This is a genomic window from Bradyrhizobium sp. U531, from assembly GCF_051710265.1.
Classification (GTDB): Bacteria; Pseudomonadota; Alphaproteobacteria; order Rhizobiales; family Xanthobacteraceae; genus Bradyrhizobium.
On sequence record NZ_JASVEN010000002.1, the window covers coordinates 259,868 to 282,606 of the forward strand.

17 protein-coding genes are annotated in these 22,739 nt (G+C 65.6%); 13 read left to right on the forward strand and 4 right to left on the reverse strand.

Features of this window, described 5'->3' with window-relative positions; all coding sequences use genetic code 11:
* Positions 1-194 precede the first annotated feature (194 nt).
* The 9 genes from QRQ56_RS13135 (at position 195) to QRQ56_RS13175 (ending at position 10,502) form a co-directional block, all read left to right on the forward strand.
* Positions 195-770, forward strand: coding sequence for a hypothetical protein (locus QRQ56_RS13135; RefSeq protein WP_438740520.1), 576 nt, complete (start codon positions 195-197; stop codon positions 768-770).
* A gap of 270 nt (positions 771-1,040) precedes the next feature.
* Positions 1,041-3,476 (forward strand): DNA topoisomerase (ATP-hydrolyzing) subunit B, encoded by a 2,436-nt coding sequence (gyrB, locus tag QRQ56_RS13140; RefSeq protein WP_438740521.1) that lies wholly within the window; start codon positions 1,041-1,043, stop codon positions 3,474-3,476.
* Positions 3,477-3,671: 195 nt separating this feature from the next.
* A complete protein-coding gene (locus QRQ56_RS13145; protein WP_438740523.1) occupies positions 3,672-4,310 on the forward strand; it encodes a phospholipid scramblase-related protein in 639 nt (212 codons plus the stop codon).
* A 112-nt stretch (positions 4,311-4,422) separates the two neighbouring features.
* A complete protein-coding gene (locus QRQ56_RS13150) occupies positions 4,423-4,890 on the forward strand; it encodes a hypothetical protein (protein ID WP_438740525.1) in 468 nt (155 codons plus the stop codon).
* Between the two features lie 127 nt (positions 4,891-5,017).
* The gene (murA, locus tag QRQ56_RS13155; RefSeq protein WP_438740527.1) at positions 5,018-6,313 is read left to right on the forward strand and encodes a UDP-N-acetylglucosamine 1-carboxyvinyltransferase; all 1,296 of its coding nucleotides are present in this window, start codon (positions 5,018-5,020) and stop codon (positions 6,311-6,313) included.
* Between the two features lie 208 nt (positions 6,314-6,521).
* Complete coding sequence (locus QRQ56_RS13160) at positions 6,522-7,916, forward strand: MATE family efflux transporter (protein ID WP_438740529.1); 1,395 nt, start codon at positions 6,522-6,524, stop codon at positions 7,914-7,916.
* A complete protein-coding gene (locus QRQ56_RS13165; RefSeq protein ID WP_438740531.1) occupies positions 7,913-8,401 on the forward strand; it encodes a DUF2867 domain-containing protein in 489 nt (162 codons plus the stop codon). Before QRQ56_RS13160 ends, QRQ56_RS13165 begins: the two co-directional genes overlap by 4 nt.
* On the forward strand, positions 8,398-9,048 hold the full coding sequence (locus QRQ56_RS13170) for a 2-hydroxychromene-2-carboxylate isomerase (protein WP_438740533.1): 651 nt from the start codon (positions 8,398-8,400) through the stop codon (positions 9,046-9,048). The genes QRQ56_RS13165 and QRQ56_RS13170 overlap by 4 nt, the downstream gene beginning before the upstream one ends.
* Positions 9,049-9,188: 140 nt before the next feature.
* A complete protein-coding gene (locus QRQ56_RS13175; RefSeq protein WP_438740534.1) occupies positions 9,189-10,502 on the forward strand; it encodes an SMI1/KNR4 family protein in 1,314 nt (437 codons plus the stop codon).
* Between the two features lie 3 nt (positions 10,503-10,505).
* Here the strand turns inward: QRQ56_RS13175 and QRQ56_RS13180 are convergent, their stop codons facing one another.
* Entirely contained in the window at positions 10,506-11,621 is a 1,116-nt protein-coding gene (locus QRQ56_RS13180; protein ID WP_438740536.1) for an FUSC family protein, read from the reverse strand.
* A 123-nt stretch (positions 11,622-11,744) separates the two neighbouring features.
* Here QRQ56_RS13180 and QRQ56_RS13185 point away from each other — a divergent pair, with 123 nt between their 5' ends.
* Positions 11,745-13,112, forward strand: a complete 1,368-nt coding sequence (locus QRQ56_RS13185; protein ID WP_438740538.1) for an MmgE/PrpD family protein — start codon at positions 11,745-11,747, stop codon at positions 13,110-13,112.
* Between the two features lie 192 nt (positions 13,113-13,304).
* On the opposite strand, the gene QRQ56_RS13190 is transcribed toward QRQ56_RS13185, so the two are convergent.
* Positions 13,305-14,735 (reverse strand): serine hydrolase domain-containing protein, encoded by a 1,431-nt coding sequence (locus QRQ56_RS13190; RefSeq protein ID WP_438740540.1) that lies wholly within the window; start codon positions 14,733-14,735, stop codon positions 13,305-13,307.
* Positions 14,736-15,051: 316 nt separating this feature from the next.
* Positions 15,052-16,113, reverse strand: coding sequence for a helix-turn-helix domain-containing protein (locus QRQ56_RS13195; RefSeq protein ID WP_438740542.1), 1,062 nt, complete (start codon positions 16,111-16,113; stop codon positions 15,052-15,054).
* A 331-nt stretch (positions 16,114-16,444) separates the two neighbouring features.
* On the opposite strand from QRQ56_RS13195, the gene QRQ56_RS13200 reads away from it, so the two are divergent.
* The 3 genes from QRQ56_RS13200 (at position 16,445) to QRQ56_RS13210 (ending at position 21,031) form a co-directional block, all read left to right on the forward strand.
* Entirely contained in the window at positions 16,445-17,362 is a 918-nt protein-coding gene (locus tag QRQ56_RS13200) for a pirin family protein (RefSeq protein ID WP_438740544.1), read from the forward strand.
* Positions 17,363-17,448: 86 nt separating this feature from the next.
* Positions 17,449-18,363 carry a phosphoribosylaminoimidazolesuccinocarboxamide synthase gene (locus tag QRQ56_RS13205; protein WP_438740546.1) on the forward strand — a complete coding sequence of 305 codons (915 nt, stop codon included), beginning with the start codon at positions 17,449-17,451 and terminating at the stop codon, positions 18,361-18,363.
* 451 nt (positions 18,364-18,814) lie between these two features.
* A complete protein-coding gene (locus tag QRQ56_RS13210; RefSeq protein ID WP_438740547.1) occupies positions 18,815-21,031 on the forward strand; it encodes a SulP family inorganic anion transporter in 2,217 nt (738 codons plus the stop codon).
* Between the two features lie 190 nt (positions 21,032-21,221).
* Here the strand turns inward: QRQ56_RS13210 and QRQ56_RS13215 are convergent, their stop codons facing one another.
* Positions 21,222-22,715: an NAD-dependent succinate-semialdehyde dehydrogenase gene (locus QRQ56_RS13215; RefSeq protein WP_438740549.1), complete on the reverse strand. Its 1,494-nt coding sequence runs from the start codon at positions 22,713-22,715 to the stop codon at positions 21,222-21,224.
* Positions 22,716-22,739 lie beyond the last annotated feature (24 nt).

A 22,739-nucleotide genomic window follows, 5' to 3' on the forward strand; every position in this document is an offset into this window, starting at 1 on the left:
GAGGCGGCGGAGACCGGGTCACGGCCGCCTCATCGCGCGACGATCAGGACGCGCGGCATCCCTGGAGAACGGGCATGACGAGGTCAAGGCGCGGGACGAAGGTCCCGGCACAATGGCGGCTGTTGGTATGCAGCCTCATCCTGCTTGCGGGCTGCTCGCAAGAGCCGCTGACCGCGGCAGATCCTCACGCCGAGATGCCCGTGCCGACGCGAGCCAGTCATTCGAGCTTCAGCCGCACCAGCGCGAACGGCGTCGAAGTCCCGCTCCGGCTCGCGCTCAAAGCCGAGGTGCCCGCCGCGCTCAGCGACGTACTCACCTTCTACCGCACGGAGCTCGGAAAGCGCGGCTGGCAGGAAAAGCCTGACGGCGCGGTGGTCACCGCCGATCGCGCCCTCCTCGTCTTCGCCTCCCCGAAGGGGCCGGGCACGCTGACGCTCGGCCGCGCCAAGAGCGAAACCACGGTCGACCTGGTGCAGCGAAATACGGAGGCCGCGGCCAGGGCCAACTTCCTGCCGCTGCCAGGACAAGCACGGCTGATCTTCGGCTATCTCGTGCCTGACGTGGCTTCGCTCGCGATCAATGATCAAACCATCAAAATCGTGGGCGGCTTGAATCATCCGCAAACGCTAGATCTGCCGCCCGGCACATATTCCTACGCTTTGCACGTGTCGGGTCATCAGGTGCGCACCAACACCATCACGCTGGCCGCGGGCCAGGCATGGTTCCTCAAGCTGGCTGACGACGACGCCAAGTCCGACCAGATCTACTGAGCCCGCGGCGCCAAGTCGCCAGGGAGAGAGGCTTCCGAGCCCCCGCAAAATCCACGTCTTCAAGGGCCGAAAGCGGGTCTCGAATCGGGCTTTTCACAGCCCCCGAAATCGGCCCTCGCGCGCCTTGAAATACGGCCAAAAAACCCCATCTCCTCAAAGGGTTGCGACAGCATACTTTGCGCTAGGCGCAATCCCGCTTTCATGGCACAAATAGCTCGCAAATCAGCGCCTTTTGCGCCGCTGATTCGGGCGACATTTCGAAGGCCTCTCATGACAGAACCTGCTCGGCAGCCCGCTGCCGAAAACGAGCCCTCCAATCCGAGCGAATACGGTGCGGAATCGATCCGCGTGCTCAAGGGTCTCGATGCCGTCCGCAAGCGCCCCGGCATGTATATCGGCGACACCGACGACGGTTCGGGCCTGCACCACATGGTGTACGAGGTCGTCGACAACGCCATCGACGAAGCGCTGGCGGGCCACGCCACGCGCGTCGACGTCGTGCTCAATTCGGACAATTCCGTCACCGTGCGCGACGACGGCCGCGGCATTCCCGTCGACATCCACAAGGGCGAGGGCATCTCGGCGGCCGAGGTCATCATGACCCAGCTCCACGCCGGCGGAAAATTCGACCAGAACTCCTACAAGGTTTCCGGCGGTCTGCACGGCGTCGGCGTCTCCGTCGTCAACGCGCTGTCGAGCAAGCTCGGCCTGCGCATCTGGCGCGACAACAAGGAGCACTATATCGAGTTCGCCCATGGCGATGCCGTGGCACCGCTGAAGATGATCGGCGAAGCGCCCGGCAAGCGCGGCACCGAGGTCACGTTCCTTGCCTCGGGCGAGACCTTCAAGAACATCGAATATGATTTCGCGACGCTCGAGCATCGGCTGCGCGAGCTCGCCTTCCTGAATTCCGGCGTCAACATCGCGCTCTCCGACATGCGCCATGCGGTCGAGAAACGCGAGGAGATGCACTATTCCGGCGGCGTCGAGGAATTCGTCAAATATCTCGACCGCAACAAGAAGGCGATCGTGCCGGCGCCGATCATGGTGCGCGCGGAGGCCAACGGCATCGGCGTCGAGGCCGCCTTGTGGTGGAACGACAGCTACCACGAGAACGTGCTGTGCTTCACCAACAACATCCCGCAGCGTGACGGCGGCACCCATCTCGCCGGTTTCCGCGGCGCGCTGACGCGCCAGGTCAACGGCTATGCCGAGGCCAATGCGAAGAAGGAAAAGATCGCGCTGACCGGCGACGACTGCCGCGAAGGCCTCACCGCCGTGCTGTCGGTGAAGGTGCCCGATCCGAAGTTCTCGTCGCAGACCAAGGACAAGCTGGTGTCCTCGGAAGTGCGCCCCGTGGTCGAGAACGTCCTCAACGAGGCGCTGCAAGCCTGGTTCGAGGAGCACCCCGGCGAAGCCAAGATGATCGTCGGCAAGGTGATCCAGGCGGCGGCCGCGCGCGAAGCCGCGCGCAAGGCGCGCGAGCTGACGCGCAAGAGCCCGCTGTCGGTCTCCTCGCTGCCCGGCAAGCTCGCCGACTGCCAGGAAAAGGACCCTGAGAAGTCCGAGCTCTTCATCGTCGAGGGTGACTCGGCAGGCGGCAGCGCCAAGCAGGGCCGCAATCGCGAATTCCAGGCGGTGCTGCCGCTGCGCGGCAAGATCCTCAACGTGGAACGCGTTCGTCCCGACACGATGCTGAAGAGCGAGCAGATCGGCACGCTGATAACCGCTCTCGGCACCGGCATCGGCGACGAGTTCTCGGTCGAGAAACTGCGCTACCACAAGATCATCGTGATGACGGACGCCGACGTCGACGGCGCCCACATCCGCACGCTGCTGCTGACCTTCTTCTACCGGCAGATGCCTGCCATCATCGACGGCGGCTATCTCTATATCGCCCAGCCGCCGCTGTATAAGGTCAACCGCGGCAAGTCCGAACAGTACCTCAAGGACGAGAGGGCGCTGGAGGATTATCTGATCGATACCGGGCTCGACGACTGCGTCTACATTCCCGGCAGCGGAGGCGATCGCACTGGCCGCGATCTGCGCGCACTGGTCGACGATGCCCGCGCCGTTCGCGGCATCCTGCGAAATCTGCACTCCCGCTACAACCGCAAGGTAATCGAGCAGGCCGCGATCACCGGCGTGCTGAACAAGGCAATCTACGGCGATCCCGAGAAGGCCGCGGCGGCCGCTCAGTACATCGCCGGCCGCCTCGACACGCAGTCCGAAGAGGTCGAGCGCGGGTGGGTCGGCCTGTATGTCGAAGGCCAGGGCTTCCAGTTCGAGCGCACCGTGCGCGGCGTCAAGGAAGCCGCTGTCATCGACGACGCCTTCCTGGGCTCGGTCGAGGCGCGCAAGCTCGACGAATACACGGTCAAGCTCCAGGACGTCTATGCGCGCCCCGGCAAGCTGCGGCGCAAGGACGCCGAGCACATGGTCTACGGGCCGGTGGACCTGTTCGAAGCGGTCACCGATTCCGGCCGCAAGGGCGTCACGCTGCAGCGCTACAAAGGTCTGGGTGAGATGAACCCGGAGCAGCTCTGGGAAACGACGCTGGACGTCAATGCGCGCTCGCTGCTCCAGGTGAAGGTCAAGGAGGTCGACGAGGCCGACGACATCTTCACCAAATTGATGGGCGACGTGGTCGAACCGCGCCGCGACTTCATCCAGGAGCATTCGCTGAGCGCGACGATCGATATTTGAGGTCGGCTGGCTTTAGATGGTCGTCATGCCCGGGCTTGTCCCGGGCATCCACGTTCTTCGTGCGACGCGACAAGGGCGTGGATGGCCGGGACAAGCCCGGCCATGACGGAGACGAAGACCGATCACGCCTCCTGAACCTCATCCCCGGCCACCGCGACAAAATGGCGTAGCTGGCACGGGAAGAGGTCCAAGCCAATGTTGTCGACTTTAGCTGACCAGCACCGAATGTACGTGCAGCAGGTGTTCGAAATGGCCGAGCTCTTCGGCCTCGAAACCCGCAACAAATATCGCATCCGCGACGAAAATGGCCGCGATCTGCTCTATGCGGCCGAACAGCAAAAGGGAATTCTCGGCTTCCTGTTTCGTCAGGCATTCGGGCATTGGCGCTCCTTCGAGGTGCATTTCTTCGACGCCGCCCGGCAGCCGGTCATGCGGGGGATCCATCCCTTCCGCTTCTTCTTTCAGTGCCTGGAGCTGCGGTCGCGCGACGGCCGCCTGATCGGCAACATCGAACGCCAGTTCTCGATTCTCACCAAGAGCTTCCATGTGCACGATGCGCAGGGGCGCGTGGTGCTCGAGGTCACTTCGCCATGGTGGCGCGTATGGACCTTCCCGTTCATGCGCGGAGGACACGAGCAGGCGCGCGTCGCGAAGAAATGGTCCGGCTTCGGTTCCGAGCTGTTCACCGACCGCGACAATTTCCTGGTGGAGTATCTGGACAGCGGCCTGACGGAAGACGAACGAGCGCTGGTTCTTGCGGCCGCGATCTACATCGATCTGATGTATTTCGAAGTCAAAGGCGAGGGCGGCGTCATCAATTTGTTCCGCAATTGAAGCGCGATAACCCTTCCCCGCCAGCCCGCCGCACCCCCTGAACCTCGTCACCCGCCATCGCGACGAAGGGACATGACCCACGAGGCCTATTCCGGCCGGGAAGTGTCACGCCATGACCGCCTCTGCAACGAGCAGCTCCGCCGCACCCTCCCGCCGCCTCGGCATCATCGGGAGCATCGTCGGCGTGCTGGCGCTGATGGCGGCTGTGCTGCCGCATTGGGTGGTGCCGATGGTGTTTCCGCCGCCGCCGGCGGACCAGGTCATCGTCGACACCGGGCATCGCATCAAGGACCGCGTGATGGCGCGCGTGAAGGGAATCGAGTACCAGGCGCCGAAAGTCGAGAAATCGGCTGGACGCAGCTGGAGCGAAACCGCTTCCGCCACCGCGATCTCGCTAGGCCTGCTTGCCATTCTGTTGTCGGTCCTCTCGCTCATCTTCCGCGAGGAACGCCTCCTCGCCGGCGTCGCGGCCATCCTCGGCACCGGCGCCATCGCCATCGAGATCTCCTTCGTCATGATCGGCGCGCTGATCCTGATCGCGATCCTCTATGTGGTGGGGAATATCATCGGCCTGCTCTGAGGCCCCCCGCAGAAGGCCGCCGGCGGCCCCTGGAGCTGCAGCCAGCGCAATTGCTACCGCGCTCAATTCCCTATAGTTTCCGCCTCCAAAGCAGCCCGCCCCAACCCTTCAGGACGGAGAAATTCCCGTGGCGCCCATCCAATACATCGTCGAGGGCGGTCACCGGCTCTCGGGCTCGATCGAGCCGTCCGGCAACAAGAATTCGGCCCTGCCGATCATTGCCGCAGCCCTGCTCACCTCACATCCGGTGACGCTGGAGAACGTGCCGCGCATCCGCGACACCGAGACGCTGGTCGAGCTGATCCGCTCGGTCGGTGCGTCCGCGGAATGGACCGCCCGCAATACGCTTCACATCCACGCCAAGAGCATCCGCGCCGCCGACCTCGACCCCGAGCTGTGCGTGCGCATCCGCGCCTCGATCCTGCTCGCCGGCCCGCTGCTCGCCCGCTGCGGCGAGGTGATGCTGCCGCCGCCCGGCGGCGACGTCATCGGCCGCCGCCGGCTGGATACGCATGTGCTGGCGCTGGAGCAGTTGGGGGCAAAGGTCACCGCGACGGACCGGCTCGAATTCCGCGCCGCCAAGCTCGCCGGCGCCGACGTGTTCCTGGACGAGCCGAGCGTGACCGCGACCGAGAACGCACTGGTGGCGGCGGTCGCCGCGGACGGCGTGACATATCTGCGCAACGCGGCCTCCGAACCGCATGTGCAGGACCTCGCCAATTTCCTCGTCGCGCTCGGCGCGAAGATCGAGGGCATCGGCACCAACACCATGATTGTGCACGGGCCGGCGACGCTGGGGGAAGCTACCTACAGGATCCAGCCCGATCACATCGAGGTCGGCTCGCTGATCGGCCTTGCCGCCGTGACGCGCTCGCCCTTGCGCATCACCCGCGCCGGCGTCGAGCACCTGCGCTCGATCCGCATGGGTTTCGAGCGGCTCGGCATCGTCTGCCGCGTCGAGGGCGACGACCTCATCGTGCCCGCGAACCAGACGCTGAAGATCCAGGACGATTTCGGCGGCCATGTGCCGAAGCTGGAGGACCAGCCCTGGCCGGCCTTCCCGGCCGATCTGATGTCGATCGCGATCGTCACCGCTACGCAATGCGAGGGCGTCATCCTGATGTTCGAGAAGATGTTCGAGTCCAGAATGTTCTTCGTCGACAAGCTGATCGCGATGGGCGCGCGCATCGTGCTGTGCGATCCGCACCGCGCCATCATCGCAGGCCCGAGCCGTCTTCACGGCGCCACCATGACCTCGCCCGACATCCGCGCCGGCATGGCGATGCTGCTGGCCGCCGTGTGCGCCCAGGGTACCTCCACCATCAACAACGCCGACCAGATCGAGCGCGGCTACGAGCGCATCGAGGAGCGGCTGAACGCGCTCGGCGCGAAGATCAAGCGCGTGCCCGAGCGGAAGGGCTGAGGCGCGCTTCTTCCTTCTCCCCTTGTGGGAGAAGGTGGCGCGCAGCGCCGGATGAGGGGTTCTCTCAGCGTCTCGAATGAGAGTTGGATTCGCGGACAGATACCCCTCACCCGTCTCGCCGCTATCGCGGCGAGCCACCCTCTCCCACAAGGGGAGAGGGAAAATACGAGCCATGTATTTGGCACTTCGCCCGTGCTAAGCACCCGCCATGCTCGACAGCGTTGAACATCGTGCGCAGCCGCAAGCCGGCGTGCCGCAAAATCATCTCGCGCAAGAATTTGTCGAGACGTTGCGGCTGGCCGTGCCGCTGATGCTGACGCAGCTCGGGCAGATCGCGATGATCACGACCGATCTGGCGTTGATCGGACGGCTCGGCGAGGACGCCGTCGCGGCGGCGGCGCTGGCGCATACGGTCTATTTCGTCAGCTTCACCTTCGGGCTCGGACTGATGTCGGCGGTGTCGCCGCTGGCCGCGCAGGCCTTCGGCGCCGGCGACGTCAGACGCGTCCGCCACTCCTTGCGCGTCGGGCTGTGGGTCGCGTTCCTGATCTCGCTGCCGATGATGGCCTCGCCGCTCTATGGCGAGCAGATCCTGGTTGCGCTCGGACAGGTGCCGCGGTCGGCGGCGCTGGCGCAGCGCTATCTCAACGGCCTTGCCTGGGGCATCGCGCCGGCGCTCGGCTTCATCGCGCTGCGCAGCATGATGAGCGCGGTGAACCGACCGCAGCCGCCGCTGTGGATCACGGTCGCGGCGATTCCGCTCAATGCCGCCCTGGTCTACGTGCTGATCCATGGCCTGTTCGGCCTGCCCGAGCTCGACCTGTTCGGCGCCGGGCTTGCGACCACGATCGTCAATCTCGGCACGTTCCTGGCGACCCTGGCCATCGCCGCGTGGCGGAAGCCCTTTGTGGACTACCGGCCGCTCGCCCATCTGTGGCGGATCGACTGGCCGCTGATGCGGCAGCTCATCGCTGTCGGTGCGCCGATCTCGTTTTCCCTTCTGCTGGAATATGGCCTGTTCTCCTCGGCGGCGCTGCTGATGGGATTGATCTCGACCACCGCGATTGCCGCACACCAGATCGCGCTGCAGGTTACCGCCGTGCTGTTCATGGTGCCGCTGGGTATCGGCATGGCGGCGACGGTGCGGGTCGGCCACGCCTATGGCCGCGGCGATCCGGCCGCCGTGAGGCGCGCCGGTCTCGTCGCAGCCGTGCTCGGCATCGCGCTGGTCTCGGCCCTGACGTTCGCCATCATCCTCGGCCGTTACGAGCTGGGCCGATTGTTCTTCGGCAGCGGCGAGGCCAGTGCGCCGACGGTGGCGCTGACCGGGACGCTGCTGCTGGTCGGCGCCACCTTCTTCATCGCCGACGGCCTCCAGACCATCATGGGCGGCGCCCTGCGCGGCATCAACGACACCAGGATGACGCTGCTGTTCGCCGCAATCGGTTATTGGGGCATCGCCTTTCCCGTCGCCTGGATTCTTGCGTTCCACACGGGGCTGAGCGCCGTCGGCATCTGGGTCGGTTTCTCCGTGGGGACCTTCGTCTATGCCGGCCTGCTGGTCTTGCGCTTCCGGATGCTGACGCGCAGACTGGCGGGATGACCGGACAAGTTCGCGAAATCACCCCCAATGTCGACGCCGGCGCGGTGCTGGCAGGCGCGCAGTTCATCGATGCGTTTCGCGTCGAGGTCGGCGCGGCCGGCGTGAATGCCCGCGAGGCCTGCACGCGGATGGTCTTGAACGGGCCACGATGGGTCGATGCGCTGGTGCGCCTGCGCAACATTCTCGTCACGCCATTCGGCCTGAAGAAGTCAGGCGAAGGCGCGCCCGCGCCCGGCGGCCTGATCGGCCTGTTTCCGGTGTTGAGCGAGACACCGGAGCGGCTGATCGCAGGCTTCAACGATTCTCATCTCGATTTTCGCATTGTCGTCGACGTGGCCGGGAACGCAGCGACCCGGGAGGTCACCTTGACCACGCTGGTGAAGACAAACAATTTTCTCGGCCGAAGCTACCTCATGCTGATCACGCCGTTCCACAAGCTCGTCGCCCGCGGCATGATGGGCAGGATCGGGGAGCCCGCGCGATGACGCTGTCCGTCGACCTGTTCTTCTCGTTCCGCAGCCCGTTCAGCTATCTGGCCCTGCCGAAGACGCGGAAGCTCGTGGAGGACTACGATCTCGCCGTGAACCTGCGGCCGGTCTATCCGCTCGCGGTGCGCGTGCCCGGATTCTTCAAGAAGGCCAGCCCGAATTTCATTCGCTACGTGGTGCTCGACAGCACGCGCGTGGCGCAGCACGAGGGCATTCCGTTCCGCTTTCCTCGGCCCGATCCGATCGTGCAGGACAAGACGAATTTCGATGTCGCGGCCGAGCAGCCCTACATCCACCGCCTGACCCGGCTCGGCGCGATGGCGCAGCTCGAAGGACGCGCGATCGCCTTCACCGACGCGATTGCGCGCGTGCTGTGGGATGGCTCGGTGGCCGGTTGGAACGAAGGCGATCATCTCGCGCGCGCGGCCGAAAAGGCAGGCTTCGATCTCGCCGCGATGGACGCCGCGATCGCCAAAGATCCGGATCGCTACGAGCGGGTGATCACGGAGAACGAGAGGGACCACGCCGCGTCCGGCCATTGGGGCGTGCCGACCTTCGTGTTCGAGAACGAGCCGTTCTTCGGCCAGGACCGCATCGACCTCCTGGTCTGGCGCATGCAGAGCAAGGGCCTGGCGCGACGCTAGTGTCGCGTTCTGCAGCGTCTTCTGACGCGCGCGACAGTACACCGCCGCGCTGACAAGCGCTTCCGCGAACCATGAACCGATCTTTCCGAGCGCGCGACTGAGACGTGGCGCCCGATACCGGCGGCGCGTTCGGAGGTCGCATGCATCTGGCAAAATTCTTCCATCGCGCCCCCGGCGACGACGATCGCGAATTGATGCTGATCCCCGGCAGCGAGCCGATGGTGATCGGCGTTCACATGAACTGGAAGGGCGATCCCGACGCGGATGAATTCCTGCGCAAGACGTTCTCCGGCATTGCCGACGCGGCCGCAGCCTTCCGCCGTCACGTCGCCGATCTCGTCGCGGCCGGCTATGTCGAGACCGTCCACACCAAATATACGCTGCGGGACCTGCCGCCCGATCCGCCCGCCAAGCCGGAATGGCAGAAGGGCCTGGACGAGCTGATGATTCTGGCGCTCGCCGCGCCGATGGCCGAGCAGGCAGCGCAGATCGAGGCGCTCAGGGGCACCCCGGCCGAGCACGAGCCGTTGTATCTCTGGCATGCCGCGCGCCGCAGCCGCTCTGCCGGGCTCGATGCGGCGGAGACCGCACGCCTTGCCGAGCAGGCGCGCGACACGCTGCTGGCGCGGCGTGCTGCCGGGAAGCAGCATTATGCATGGTCGATCTACGAGGGCGATCTCGAAGGGCGCATTCTGGAATTGCTGAGCGACGCCCAACTCGAGGCCGGCAATCCCGACGCCGCGCTGAAGACGATCGAGCATCTGTGCAAGATCGCCCCCAGCCAGGATCGCATCATCAAGCGCGCCGAGCTGCTCTGCGGTTATTTCCCCGAGCGGCAGGAAGAGGCCTTTGACGATGCCTATCAATGGTCGCGGTTCGGCGGCTACGAGGAGATCATGGCGCTTCCCGGCTATGCCGAATACGAAGCGCGGCGCAAGGCGGGAACATCCAGGAAGGGCTGGCGCTGGAGGCAAGGCACGCCGGCGAGCGAGGCGGATATCAATGCCGTGGAGCAAGCGCTCGGTGTCCGGCTGCCCGATGATTATCGCAAATTCCTGCTGAAGCGCGGCGAGACCGAGCTATTGGTGCGACTGCCCGAATCGTCCTCGGAGCTTCGCTTCTATGCACCCGAGGCGCTGACCAAGCAGCTTCACAACCTCCTTGGCTTCATCGCCTATTCCGACGACGAGGTCGAGGAAGCCTGCACCTATTTCCGCAAGGAATATGGAGTGTCGCTGAAGCATCTCGTGCCGATCGCCGAGCCGTCGCAGCTCAGCCGCTGCCTGCTGCTCCATGTCGAGCCCGGCGAACGCTTCGGCCAATGCTTCCAATGGGATCATGACGGCGCATGGGAGCTTGAGCAGCAGCAACCGTCTTTCGACGTCGCCTTGAAGGCGCTGACCGACGGCATCGCGCGCCGCGATGCGACGCAGCTCGCGTTCTTCGATCTCTAGAAATTACTCCGCTACGCGCGCCGGCTTGCTGCTCGCCGCCTCCGACCATTCGCCGACGACGCGGTCGAGGTCGCAGAGATTCTGGTGCATCTGCTCCAGCGAGAAGCCGAGCGCGAAGAAGCGCTCGGCGGTATCGCCGGGATGGCCGCGGATCAGTCCGTCTTGCCGGACGGACGCGACCGCCTCGGCATAGTGCTGGAGCGCGACGTGGACGGGATGGATCGGCGGCGCGCCCGCGCCTTCGCGCAAGGCGGCGGCCGCCGAGCGCAGGAAACGCGCAATGACGGTGGACACCTCCGTCAGCGGCGCGGCAAGCCGCATCTGCACCTCGACCGGCAGCGGCACCACGGTGGCGCGGCCGATCATCACGACGTCATGGCGCAGCCGCAGAACGGTGCGCAGCAGCGGGCCCGTGTCGGGCCCGCTCGACAGCCGCGCGGCGCGCTCGCGCTCGGCCTCGGCACCGATGGCGTTCATGCCGACCATCGCAGTCCCGATGCCGTCCTGGATCCGGTGCAGCGCGTCGTTGTCGCGGCCGCGCGTGAGGCCCGCGAGCAATTCAGTGAAGGCGTCCGCAATCAACTCGAGCAATTGCGCTGCCGCGGCGCGGATCTGCCGCACCGCGCGCGAGGGCAGCACCAGGAACGAGACCAGGAGGCCCGTGACCGCGCCGACACCGACCTCGCTGACGCGGTCGATCGCCGAGGTCATGGGATCGGAATGATGCATGGTCGGAACCAGCAGCACGATCACGGCCGTCACCGTGGCGGCGCTGAGGCTCGGATTGATCGCGGCGATGAAGGCGAGCGGGGCGACCGAGAGCACCAGCAGGCCGAGCAGGCCGACCTCGCTGGAATAGGGAATCAGGATCGCGATGGCGCCGCCATAGATCGCGCCGCCGATGGTGCCGAGCATGTAGTCGCGCGTCGCCTTCAGCGAGCGGCCGACGCTCATCTGGGTGACGATCAGCGAGGTCAGCACCGCCCAGAGCGGTAACAGCAGATGCAGCGCGGTGGCGATCGCATAAGCCGCGGTCGCCGCGACCGTGACCCGGATCGCGAGCCCCAATTGGGTTCGCCGCGACCTGATCCGCTCGAACACCTTCCCTGCGAACGCCATGCCCGACTATCCGGTCCAAACCACGTAAAGCCAAGCAAAAGCATGGCTGATACCCGCGGCTCCAAGGCCGCTTGAAAGGCCAAATCAGCCCGCCTAACTTGCCGGCCAAAACGAGGAAACACGATGGCTCACGAAACCGCAACGCTCGCCGCCTATGTCTTCAATCTGAAATACGGGGATATTCCGGCCGAGGTGCTGGAGCGTGCCAAGGTGCTGACCCTGGACTTCCTCGGCAGCGCCATCCGGGCGAGATCCGAAGCGCAATCCACCCCGTCGATGCTGAAAATGCTGGAGGCGCTGGCGCTCGACACCAAGGGCGAGTCCACCGTGTTCGGCGACACCAAGACCTGGACGCCGGCGGTTGCCGCCCTCCTCAACGGCGCGCTCGGCCACTCCCTCGATTTCGACGACACCCATGCCGATTCCTCACTGCATCCGAGCGCGCCGGTGGTTCCGGCCGCCTTCGCCGTCGGCGAGATGGTGGGCGCCTCCGGCCGCGACGTGCTGACCGCGATCGTCGCGGGCTACGAGGTCTGCTGCCGGCTCGGCAACGCGCTCGACCCGACCTCGCATTATGCGCGCGGCTTCCACCCGACCGCGACCGCGGGCACCTATGGCGCGGCCGCGGCGGCCGGCAAGCTGTTCGGACTATCCGAGCAGCAGCTCATCTCGGCCTTCGGTGTCTCCGGCAGCCAGGCCGCAGGCTCGCTGCAGTTTCTGGTCAACGGCGCCTGGAACAAGCGCTACCAGGTCGGCGCCGCCGCGATGAACGGCGTGATCGCCGCAACGCTCGCGCGCAATGACTTCATCGGATCGAGCGAGTCCGTCGAAGGCAAGCATGGCCTGCTCGCCGGATACACCGACGATGCGCATCCGGACAAGGCGGTCGCCGAGCTCGGCAAGACCTACGAGACCATGAAGATCGGCGTAAAGCCCTATCCGAGCTGCCGCTACACTCACGCCGCCATCGACGCGCTGATCGCGATGCGGCGCGAGCACAATCTGACACCCGACCAGGTCAAGCGCGTCGAGATCGGCCTGCATCGCAACGGCATCACGCTGACCGGCGATGCCGCGACCAAGCGGCATCCGACCTCGATCGTCGGCGGCCAGTTCTCGATGTTCTTCACCGGCGCACTCGCGCTCGACCAGGGCTCGTTCGGCTGGGACGATTACAACCGCCTCGGCGATGCCGCCATCGACGCGCTCGCCGACAAGTTCGACGTGGTGCAGGACGACCGGCTCGAGGTCGGCCGCACCCATCCCTTCGGCGCGCGCGTGAGCATCACGACCGATGACGGCGTGCACGAGCGGCTCTATGCGGATCCCTCGGGGGAGCCGAACTCGTTCCCCGATGCGCAGGCGATGCAGCAGAAGTTCTTGACGCTGGCACGGCCGGTGCTGAACGCGCGCGCGGAAAAATTCGCGGACGCGATCATGACGCTGGAGCGGTTCGATCGCGTGGCCAAGGCGACGGAGCTGGGGAGGTAATTATATTCTAGCAGCGCGGACGGTGCACCCTCGCCCCTTGTGGGAGAGGGTGGATGCGCGAAGCGCAGCCGGGTGAGGGGTTCTCTCCGCGAGTCCAACTCTCATTTGAACGCGAGGAGAGATACCCCTCATCCGGCGCTTCGCGCCACCTTCTCCCACAAGGGGAGAAGGAAGAAGCTCGCTCCGCGCCTCTCAATCCACCCCCGCTAATTTTCCCTTCTCGCGCGTCGCGGCCACGACATCGCGCACGAGATCGAACACGCCATCCGCCTGTGGCGGGGCATTTGGCGAGCGGCCGAGCCGCACGATCACCAGCTGCTCCGACGGGATCACGATGGTGTACTGACCGATCGTGCCCTTGGCGAAGAAGGCATCGCGCGGCCAGCCATGCGTGGTGCGGAGATTCGCGCCAAAACTGTCGCCCTGGTTGGTCCAGAAGCCGGCGCCGATGCCGACCCACGCGTTCGGCGTGGCGGTCGCCGAATAGTTCACCCAGCCTTCCGGCAGGATGCGCCTTCCACCCGCCACGCCGTCATTGAGATAGAGCTGGCCGAAGCGCGCCCAGTCGCGCGCGGATGCGAGCATCTCGCTCGATCCTTCGATCGTGCCCGAGCCATCGAGCTGAAGGACGACATGGCGCATGCCGAGCGGCGCGAACAATTCGCGGCGGGCGAAGCGCAGCGCACCTTCCGGCGTGCCGCCTGAGGCATCACGGATCAGATGCGAGAGGATCAGGATGTTGCCGTCGTGGTAATTCCAGACGGTACCGGGCGCGGTCACGAGCGGAATGGTCTCGGCATAGGCCGCCATGTCCCGCTCCACGAACTTCATCCGATTGACCGGCTCGAAGGCCGAGCCGAGCGAGGCCTCCAGTGAGCTGCCGAGCGCAAGGCCGGCGGTGTGGCGCAGAAGCTGATCGACCGTGATGGCATGGCGGGGATCGCGGGGATCTTTCCAGACGGCGATCGGCGCGCTTCCGTCGAGCTTCAACTTGCTCTGGCGCACCAGCACGCCGATCAGGGCCGAAACCACCGACTTCGTCATGGAGAAGCCGAGCAGCGGCGTCTCCGGTCCAATGCCGTCAGCATATCGCTCCGCGATGACGCGGCCCGACTTCATCACGACCACCGCGCGGGTGCGCCGGTAAGGCGGCTGCGCGGGCTCGGTGAAGGCGCGGTCGAGCGCGGCGGCAAGCAAGGGGCTTTGCGGCGGCACGATCCCGGGGCCGGCGATCTCGGGCAGCAGCGCCGGCTGCCTGTCATCCGGCGGCACCGACACATCGGCGATCCCCGCTTCGTGCTCGAGCGTGCAACCAAGCCCCTCGCGATAGACGGCATGGCTGCGGCTGAGGCCGAACAGCGTCACCGTGACGTCCTTGCGGACGCGGTCGACCCTGGTGTCCATCGCCCAGGTGATCAGCCCGGTGCCGGGCATGGCATCGGTGGTCTCGGCAAGATTGCGCTGTGGATCGAGGCCGGAAACAAATGTCTCCGAGCACAGGATATCCGCGACGAAGCCGGTCGCGACCCTCGGCATGTCGCGCCCGCGCGCCGCACCCAGCGCGAGGCCGGCACAGGCGATAATGGTGGTGGTGAGGAGGATGATCTTGCGGCGGCGGGTCACTGGCTTTCTCCTGACTGGGCAGTTGCCGGGAGGAAGCCGGAATGGGCGGCGAAGCGCTCGCCGGATTTGGAAAATGGCCTGGCTGAAGTTGGGCGCGGGCTGGTCGATTCTGGAATAAAGCAGTTATTTCAAGGTGATAGCAGGTCACCGTCACGGCAGCGGTAGGCTCCCTCGCCCCGCTTGCGGGGAGAGGGTTGGGGTGAGGGGGAGTCTCCGCAAGGACACTCAGAGTGGAGTTCGCGGAGAGCCCCCCTCACCCGGAATTTGCTCTCGCAAATTCCGGCCTCTCCCCGCATGCGGGGAGAGGCGAAGGGCGTCACGCCGTGCTCGTGTTGTGCCGTCGGTATTCCGTCGGCGTCACGCCCGTGACCGCCTTGAAGGCGCGGTTGAACGGCCCGAGCGACTGGAAGCCGGCGTCCATGGCGATGGTGATGACGGGCACCTCGGCCTGGGCGGGATCGGCGAGCGCGGCCTTGGCTTCCTCAATCCGGTGGTTGTTCAGGAACACATTGAAGTTGCGGTAGCCGAGCCGCTGGTTGATCAGCCGGCGCAGCCGATATTCCGGAATCTTCAGCCGGCCGGCGAGCACGCCAATGGTGATGTTCTCCTGGCGATAGATCCGCTCGTCCGCCATCAACCGCATCAGGGCGTCGATCAGCTTTTGATCGGCGGCGTCTTCAGTGGCTTGCGGCGAGAAAACGACCGCCGGTGCAGCCTTCGCTTCCAGCGGAAACAGATCGCTGGCATCGACGCGCATCATGGCGTAGGCGATGGCCGCGACGATGCAGGCGAGAACGCCGGCATTGATCGCATCGGCGGCGTCGACGACGCGGGTCCCTGCGACGGAGATCTGAAGCAGCGCGTTCACCCCGCCATAGATCGCGCCGGCACAGACGATGAAGACGCGAACGCGGCGACGGCGCTCGACGAGGTCGGCCGGCCACGAGGCGATCGTCTGCCCGATCGCAAGCGCGATGAAGCCGAGCACGATCAAATTGACCACCGTCACGGAGAATCGGACGTGGCCGCTCGGTGCAATCCAGACGCAGCCTGCGAAGCTGAACGCCGTCACCAATGCCCAGACCCATCCGTGCCACCAGCGGAGACGAAACTCATCGTCGAACAGCGCGCGCGTGAACAGCCAGAACACCACGATGTTGCCGGTCGACAGCGCGACCAGCGGCGCATGTGACACCGGGATCCGCGATGTAACACCCACCGAATAGCTCACCGCGTGCGCGGCCAGGCCCAGTGCGAGCGCCGCACCAAGCCGCCCCGCCAGCACATTGCGGAAATCGGCGACCAATGACGCCGCCAGTACCAGCAGCAATGCGACGCTGGCAGCGCGGAAGGCAAGCTCGGTTGCGGCTAGGGTCATCAGGTGGCGCGATCGGTCGCAGTTGAAACCAGCCGAACATCGTTCGTTGCGGATGTTTTTTCAAGGACCATGGGCGTCCACGGCTAAAGCGACACCCACAACTGTCATCGCCCGGCCAGTGCGCAATTGCGCACCAGGACCGGGCGATCCAGTACGCCGCGACGGCAATGATTGAACCGATGGCTGCGGCGTACTGGATTCCCCGCCTGCGCGGGGAATGACAGCGGTGGATGTGGCGCTGCCCACACAACATCCACCTCCGGCCTTTGTCGCGACGACGCCGCAAATTCCTGCTAGGTTCGCGCTCAAGAAAGCGAAAAAGGAGTCCACCATGAGCTGGCAACCCTCCAACGATCCCGTGCTCGGCGATCCCATGTCCTGCGACGCGCTGGATCTCGTCATCGTGCCGCGCACGCGCGATCTCGGCGACGGCTTTGCCGTGCGGCGCGCGCTGCCGCATGGCAAGCGGCAGATGGTCGGGCCCTTCATCTTCTTCGACCATTTCGGCCCCGTGCAGTTCGTTTCCGGCAAGGGCATGGACGTGCGACCGCATCCGCATATCGGGCTGGCGACCGTCACCTATCTGTTCGACGGCGCGATCATGCATCGCGACAGCGAGGGCAATGTGCAGGAGATCGCGCCGGGTGCGATGAACCTGATGACGGCCGGACGCGGCATCGCGCATTCCGAACGCACGCCGGACACGCAGCGCGCCTCGGGCCAGAAGATGCTGGGCTTGCAGAGCTGGATCGCGCTGCCGGCGGGGTCGGAGGAAATCACGCCGTCGTTCCAGCACTACGGCTCGGGCGACCTGCCTGTTATTTCCGAGCGCGACTTCACCGCGAAGGTGATCGCGGGCTCATCGTTCGGCATCACCTCGCCGGTGTCGATGGTGTCGCCCTGGTTCTACACCGAGGTAACGGCCGCGGCGGGCGCGAGCGTGCCGCTCGACCCCGATCATGAGGAGCGCGCGATTTATGTCGTCGATGGCGAGGTCGAGATCGCGAACGAACGTTATGAGGGGCCGCGGCTCCTGATCTTCCGGCCCGGCGACCGCATCACCGTGAAGGCGCTCAAGCCCACGCGGATGATGTTTCTCGGCGGCGATGCACTGGAGGGCCCACGCCATGTCTGGTGGAATTTCGTCTCCTCCAGCAAGGAGCGGATCGAGCAGGCCAAGCAGGACTGGAAAACCGGCCGCTTCGCGCCAGTTCCGCAGGAACATGAGTTCATTCCGCTGCCGGAATAGGCTAATCCGGTCTCCGGCCGGGCCATCGGGCACGGCCGGACGCCCTGGCCTTCCCTGCCAAAGACTGCCTTGCGAAAGATCTGCCGATGACCGCCATGCTCTCCAGCGACCTGCCCCTGACCAAGATCGGGCGCGGCAAGGTGCGCGATATCTACGCCGTCGACGATGACCGCCTGCTGCTGCTCACCACCGACCGCATCAGCGCGTTCGACGTCGTGATGGGCGAGACCATCCCGATGAAGGGCGCGGTGCTGACCCAGATCAGCGCGTTCTGGTTCGGCGAGCTTGAAGGCGTGGTGCCGCATCACATGATCAGCGCGGACACCGACGAGATCATCGCGGCCGTGCCGGCGCTCGAAGCCCACCGCGCCGAGATCCTCGGCCGCGCCATGCTGTGCAAGCGCACCACCGTATTCCCGATCGAATGCGTGATCCGCGGCTATCTCTCGGGCTCGGCCTGGAAGGAATATGCGGCCAGCGGCACGCTGGCCGGCGAGAAGCTGAAAGCCGGCCTCGTCGAGAGCGAGAAGCTGGAGCCTTCGATCTTCAGCCCGGCGACCAAGGCCGAGACCGGCCACGACGAGAACATCACCATCGCGAAGATGCGCACCGTCGTCGGTGACGAGACGGCCTATACGCTCGAGAGCATGACGCGGGCGATCTACACGCTCGGCGAGGAGCTGGCGCGCGAGCAAGGCATCATCATCGCCGACACCAAGTTCGAGTTCGGCCGCGACAAGGACGGCCGCATCATCCTGATCGACGAGGTGATGACGCCGGATTCCTCGCGCTTCTGGGCAGTCGATGCCTACAAGCCCGGCCAGCCGCAGGCGAGCTTCGACAAGCAGCCGCTGCGCGACTATCTCGACGTCGAGCGCCGCGCCGGCCGCTGGAACGGCGACGCTCCGCCGCCGCCGCTGCCGGCCAGCGTGGTCGAGGCGACCAGCAAGCGGTATCTGGAAGCGTATCGGCGCGTGACGGGCAAAGAGCTGAAGATTTAGGCCGGGCCGGCGCCGCGCACGCCGTCATTGCGAGGAGCGAAGCGACGAAGCAATCCAGACTGCATCCGCAGGTGCATTTCTGGATTGCTTCGCTCCGCTCGCAATGACGTGGATGGGCCGGCGCGCTCCCTCCTCGTCGTCCCTGCGAACGCAGGGACCCATACCGCGTGATGTCGCGGTTGTGGTCGGCAGTAGTACCGAACGCCGGTTCTTCGCCAAACCACTCCCTGTGGTTATGGGTCCCTGCGCTCGCAGGGACTACGGCGGAGTGTATCGCAGTGCGTCTACGCCTTTCCTCAACCACGGTTGATCATTCACACGTCGTGAACAGGGATTCGCACCGAATCGCCGCGGGACATTGTCGGATGCTTCACAGTCACAAAAATCCAGTTGCGCTAAGTCCGTAGTCGTCTACGTCTCAGACGGTATTTTTCAGGGCGAGCGCAACGGCGTGACCGATCCAGCAATTACTTTCAGTCCGGCCCCTCGTTTCAATCCGGCCGTCAAACGTGCGCTGAATGATATAATGGGCGGCAGTGCCGCCAGCATCCTGACCGTCACTTTCGGGCTGTCCTATTCGCTGCTGATCTTCGCCGGCCCGCTGTCGCCCTACCTGTCCTACGGCATCACCGCGACCTTCGTCAGCTCCGCGGTGCTCGCGATCGTCGTCGCACTGTGCAGCTCGCTGCCCTTCGCCGTGGCTGCGCCCGACAGTTCGACGGCGGCGGTGACCGGCATTCTGGTGGCTTCGCTGGTCGAGCGCATCGAGGCGACCGGCCCGTCCGTGCCGCTGCTCTCGCCGGTGCTGATCACGCTCGGCCTGTCCACGGTGCTGACGGGACTGGTGCTGTGCGGATTGGGGCTGACGCGGCTCGGCCGCGCCATTCGTTACGTGCCCTATCCCGTGGTCGGCGGCTTCCTCGGTGCCACCGGACTTCTCATCGCGCTCGGCGCGATCAGGGTGATCACCAACCACCCGCTGCAATTGGCGACGCTGCCGTATTTCGCCAACGCCACCACGCTGCTGGAGCTGGGCGCCGCCTGCGCCATGGCGCTGGTGCTGTATCTCACCTGGCACCGGTCGCGCAGCCCGTTCGGGCTGCCAATCATCCTGGTGGGCGGCGTGCTCACCGCGCATCTGGCGTTCTGGATCACCGGCGTGTCGTTCGACAGCGCGCGCACGCTGGGCTGGACCTTTCAGCCGCCGCCGCAGGCGGTGTTCACGTTGCCGTGGCATACCCAAGATTTCGCCAGCTATCCCTGGTTCGTCGTGCCGGACCTGATCGGCAACGTCGTCGCCGTCATCTTCGTCACGGCATGCTGCACGCTGTTCAACACCACGGGCATCGAGGTCGCGGTGCACCGCGAAGCCAATCTGGAGCGCGAGCTGAACGTCACGGGCATCGCCAACGTGCTGAGCGGCCTGCTCGGCGGCTACCCCGGCTGCAGCTCGATCAGCCGCTCGATCCTCAACTTCAGCAGCGGCGGACGCGGCCGGCTGTCCGGCCTCACCGTCGCGGCACTGTCGCTCGTGATGCTCGCGGTCGCGCCGGAGCTGCTCGGCTTCATCCCGAAATTCGTCATCGGCGGCCTGCTGCTCTATCTCGGCGCCGACCAGCTGCACAGATGGATCATCGAGTCGCGCAAGCGGCTGTCGAAGCTCGAATATCTTTCGCTGATCGCCATCATCGCGATCATCGTGGCCTGGGGCTTCGTGCCGGGCATCCTGATCGGCGTGATCATCGGCTGCGCGACGTTCGCGTTCAGTGCCGCACGGGTCGAATCGATCAAGTACAGTTTCGACGGCTCGGAGTACCGGTCCTCGCTCGACCGCTCCCGAGACGACCTGGAGGTGCTGTTGGCGCATGGCGGCAGCATCCAGGGCCTCAACCTGCAAAGTTATTTGTTCTTCGGCTCCGCCAACCGGCTCTACCAGCACGTCAAGCAGCTACTGCAGGAGCGTCCGGAATGCCGCTACCTGCTGTTCGACTTCAAGCTCGTCACCGGCGTGGATTCATCGGCCGCGTACAGCTTCGCCCAGATCAAGCGCAGCGCGCACGACCTCGGCGTAGAGCTGATCCTGGTGCACCTGTCGAAGGCCGCCGAAAAGGTGCTACGCTCCAGCGACTTCGTCGGCGAAGGCGTCACTATCATTCCGGAGCTCGATCGCGCGCTGGAATGGTGCGAGAACGAGATCATCTCCCAGCATCAGGGCCTGGTGCAGGAAGAGGCCAGCCTGCATGACTGGTTCGCGCGGATTCTCGGCAGCGAGGACGATGCCGACAGGCTGGTTCACCGCTGCCAGCGCATCGAGGTCGAGGCCGGTGAAATCATCGTGCAGGCCGGCGACCCCGCCGATTCCATGCACTTCATCCTCGAGGGCCGCGTCGGCATCATGGTCCCCGCCGAGGACGATCGCACCACGCGCGTGCGCAGCCTCGGCCGTTACACCACGATCGGCGAGATGGGCCTGGTCTCGAACACCCCGCGTAGCGCGACGATCCAGGCGGAAGTCGACAGCGTGCTCTACGTGCTCAACACGCACCAGTTCGACGCGATCAGGGACGAGGACCCCGCGCTCAGCCACAAGCTGCTGACGTATTTCGTGTCTGTCATGGCGGAGCGATTGACGTTTGCGAACAGGACGATCGCGGTGTTGAGGCGGTGAGCCCGTAGCCCGCATGAGCGCAGCGATATGCGGGTGTCAAGGCCCCGGATGTCGCTGGCGCTCATCCGGGCTACGAAGCCGACCTCGTCATTGCGAGGAGCGAAGCGACGAAGCAATCCAGACCGTCTCCGCGGAAAGATTCTGGATTGCTTCGCTTCGCTCGCAATGACGTGGAGAGATCGCGAGGGTATCACACCCCCGCCATCATCACGTATTTGATCTCGACATACTCTTCCATGCCGTGACGGGAGCCTTCGCGCCCGAGGCCGCTTTCCTTGACGCCGCCGAACGGCGCGACTTCCGTCGTAATCAGGCCGGTGTTGACGCCGACCATGCCCGATTCCAGCGCCTCGGCGACACGCCAGACGCGGCCGAGATCGCGGGAATAGAAGTACGAGGCGAGACCGAACGGCGAGGCGTTGCACATGGCAATGACCTCCGCTTCGTCCTTGAAACGGATGACCGGGGCGAGCGGGCCAAAGGTTTCCTCCTGCGATACCAGCGAGTCCGCCTTGACGTCGGCGAGCACCGTGGGCTCGAAGAAGGAGCGGCCTAGCTCGCTGCGCTTGCCGCCGGTCACGACCTTGGCGCCGCGCTTGACGGCGTCCGCAATGTGACGCTCGACCTTGTCGACCGCCTTCATGTTGATCAGCGGGCCTTGCGTGACGCCACTCTCGGTGCCGTCGCCGATCTTCATCGCGGCGACCTTCGCCGACAGCTTCTTCACGAACTCGTCGTAGATCTTGTCCTGGGCATAGAGGCGGTTGGCGCAGACGCAGGTCTGGCCCATGTTGCGGTACTTCGAGACGATGGCGCCCTCGACCGCGGCGTCGATGTCGGCATCGTCGAACACCACGAAGGGCGCATTGCCGCCGAGCTCCAGACCAAGCCGCTTCACGCCGACGGAGGCCTGCTGGTAGAGGATCTTGCCGACCGCGGTCGAGCCGGTGAAGCCGACGAAGCGCACCGCCGGATGCTCGCAGAGCACCTTGCCGATCGGCGGCGCGTCACCCGTGATGATGTTGAGCACGCCCTTGGGGATGCCGGCCTTCTCGGCGAGCACGGCGAGCGCCAGCGCCGACAGCGGGGTCTCGTTGGCGGGCTTGAGCACCACGGTGCACCCGGCCGCGAGCGCAGGCGAGACTTTTCGCGTGATCATCGAGTTCGGGAAGTTCCACGGCGTGATGGCGCCGCAGACGCCGATCGGCTGCTTGATCGCGAGCAGGCGCGCATCCGGCCGCTGGGTCGGGATGGTCTCGCCATAGACGCGGCGGGCTTCCTCGGCGAAGAACTCGATATAGGCGGCGCCGATGTCGACCTCGCCGAGCGCCTCGGTAAGCGGCTTGCCCTGCTCGGAGGTGAGGATCAGCGCGAGGTCCTCGCGGTTGGCGACGATCAGCTCGAACCATTTGCGCAGGATGTTGGAGCGCTGCTTGGCGGTGTGCTTGGCCCAGCCCGGAAAGGCGCGCTCGGCGGCCTCGACCGCCTTGGTGGTCTCGTCCGCGCCGAGCTGCGGGACCTTGGCCAGCTCGACACCGGTGGCAGGATTGTTGACCGCGAACACCGGCGTGCCGACCCAGGCGCCGTCGATGTAGCAGGCCTCCTTCAGGAGCGAGGGGTCCTTGAGCCGGTCGCGCAGGGTGGCAGTAGCTTGTGGGGCGCGTGCGGCGGCGGTCGGTGTCATGGCGTTACTCCCTGGGGGCGATCG

Excerpts from the sequence above, each read along its gene's own strand:
- QRQ56_RS13160 (WP_438740529.1), top strand. The coding sequence starts at position 6,522 with ATGCTCGACAGCGTTGAACATCGTGCGCAGCCGCAAGCCGGCGTGCCG.
- QRQ56_RS13165 (WP_438740531.1), top strand. The coding sequence starts at position 7,913 with ATGACCGGACAAGTTCGCGAAATCACCCCCAATGTCGACGCCGGCGCG.
- QRQ56_RS13145 (WP_438740523.1), top strand. The coding sequence starts at position 3,672 with ATGTTGTCGACTTTAGCTGACCAGCACCGAATGTACGTGCAGCAGGTG.
- QRQ56_RS13135 (WP_438740520.1), top strand. The coding sequence starts at position 195 with ATGCCCGTGCCGACGCGAGCCAGTCATTCGAGCTTCAGCCGCACCAGC.
- QRQ56_RS13175 (WP_438740534.1), top strand. The coding sequence starts at position 9,189 with ATGCATCTGGCAAAATTCTTCCATCGCGCCCCCGGCGACGACGATCGC.
- QRQ56_RS13195 (WP_438740542.1), bottom strand. The coding sequence starts at position 16,113 with ATGACCCTAGCCGCAACCGAGCTTGCCTTCCGCGCTGCCAGCGTCGCA.
- gyrB (WP_438740521.1), top strand. The coding sequence starts at position 1,041 with ATGACAGAACCTGCTCGGCAGCCCGCTGCCGAAAACGAGCCCTCCAAT.
- QRQ56_RS13170 (WP_438740533.1), top strand. The coding sequence starts at position 8,398 with ATGACGCTGTCCGTCGACCTGTTCTTCTCGTTCCGCAGCCCGTTCAGC.
- QRQ56_RS13180 (WP_438740536.1), bottom strand. The coding sequence starts at position 11,621 with ATGGCGTTCGCAGGGAAGGTGTTCGAGCGGATCAGGTCGCGGCGAACC.
- QRQ56_RS13215 (WP_438740549.1), bottom strand. The coding sequence starts at position 22,715 with ATGACACCGACCGCCGCCGCACGCGCCCCACAAGCTACTGCCACCCTG.
- QRQ56_RS13150 (WP_438740525.1), top strand. The coding sequence starts at position 4,423 with ATGACCGCCTCTGCAACGAGCAGCTCCGCCGCACCCTCCCGCCGCCTC.
- QRQ56_RS13185 (WP_438740538.1), top strand. The coding sequence starts at position 11,745 with ATGGCTCACGAAACCGCAACGCTCGCCGCCTATGTCTTCAATCTGAAA.
- QRQ56_RS13205 (WP_438740546.1), top strand. The coding sequence starts at position 17,449 with ATGACCGCCATGCTCTCCAGCGACCTGCCCCTGACCAAGATCGGGCGC.
- QRQ56_RS13200 (WP_438740544.1), top strand. The coding sequence starts at position 16,445 with ATGAGCTGGCAACCCTCCAACGATCCCGTGCTCGGCGATCCCATGTCC.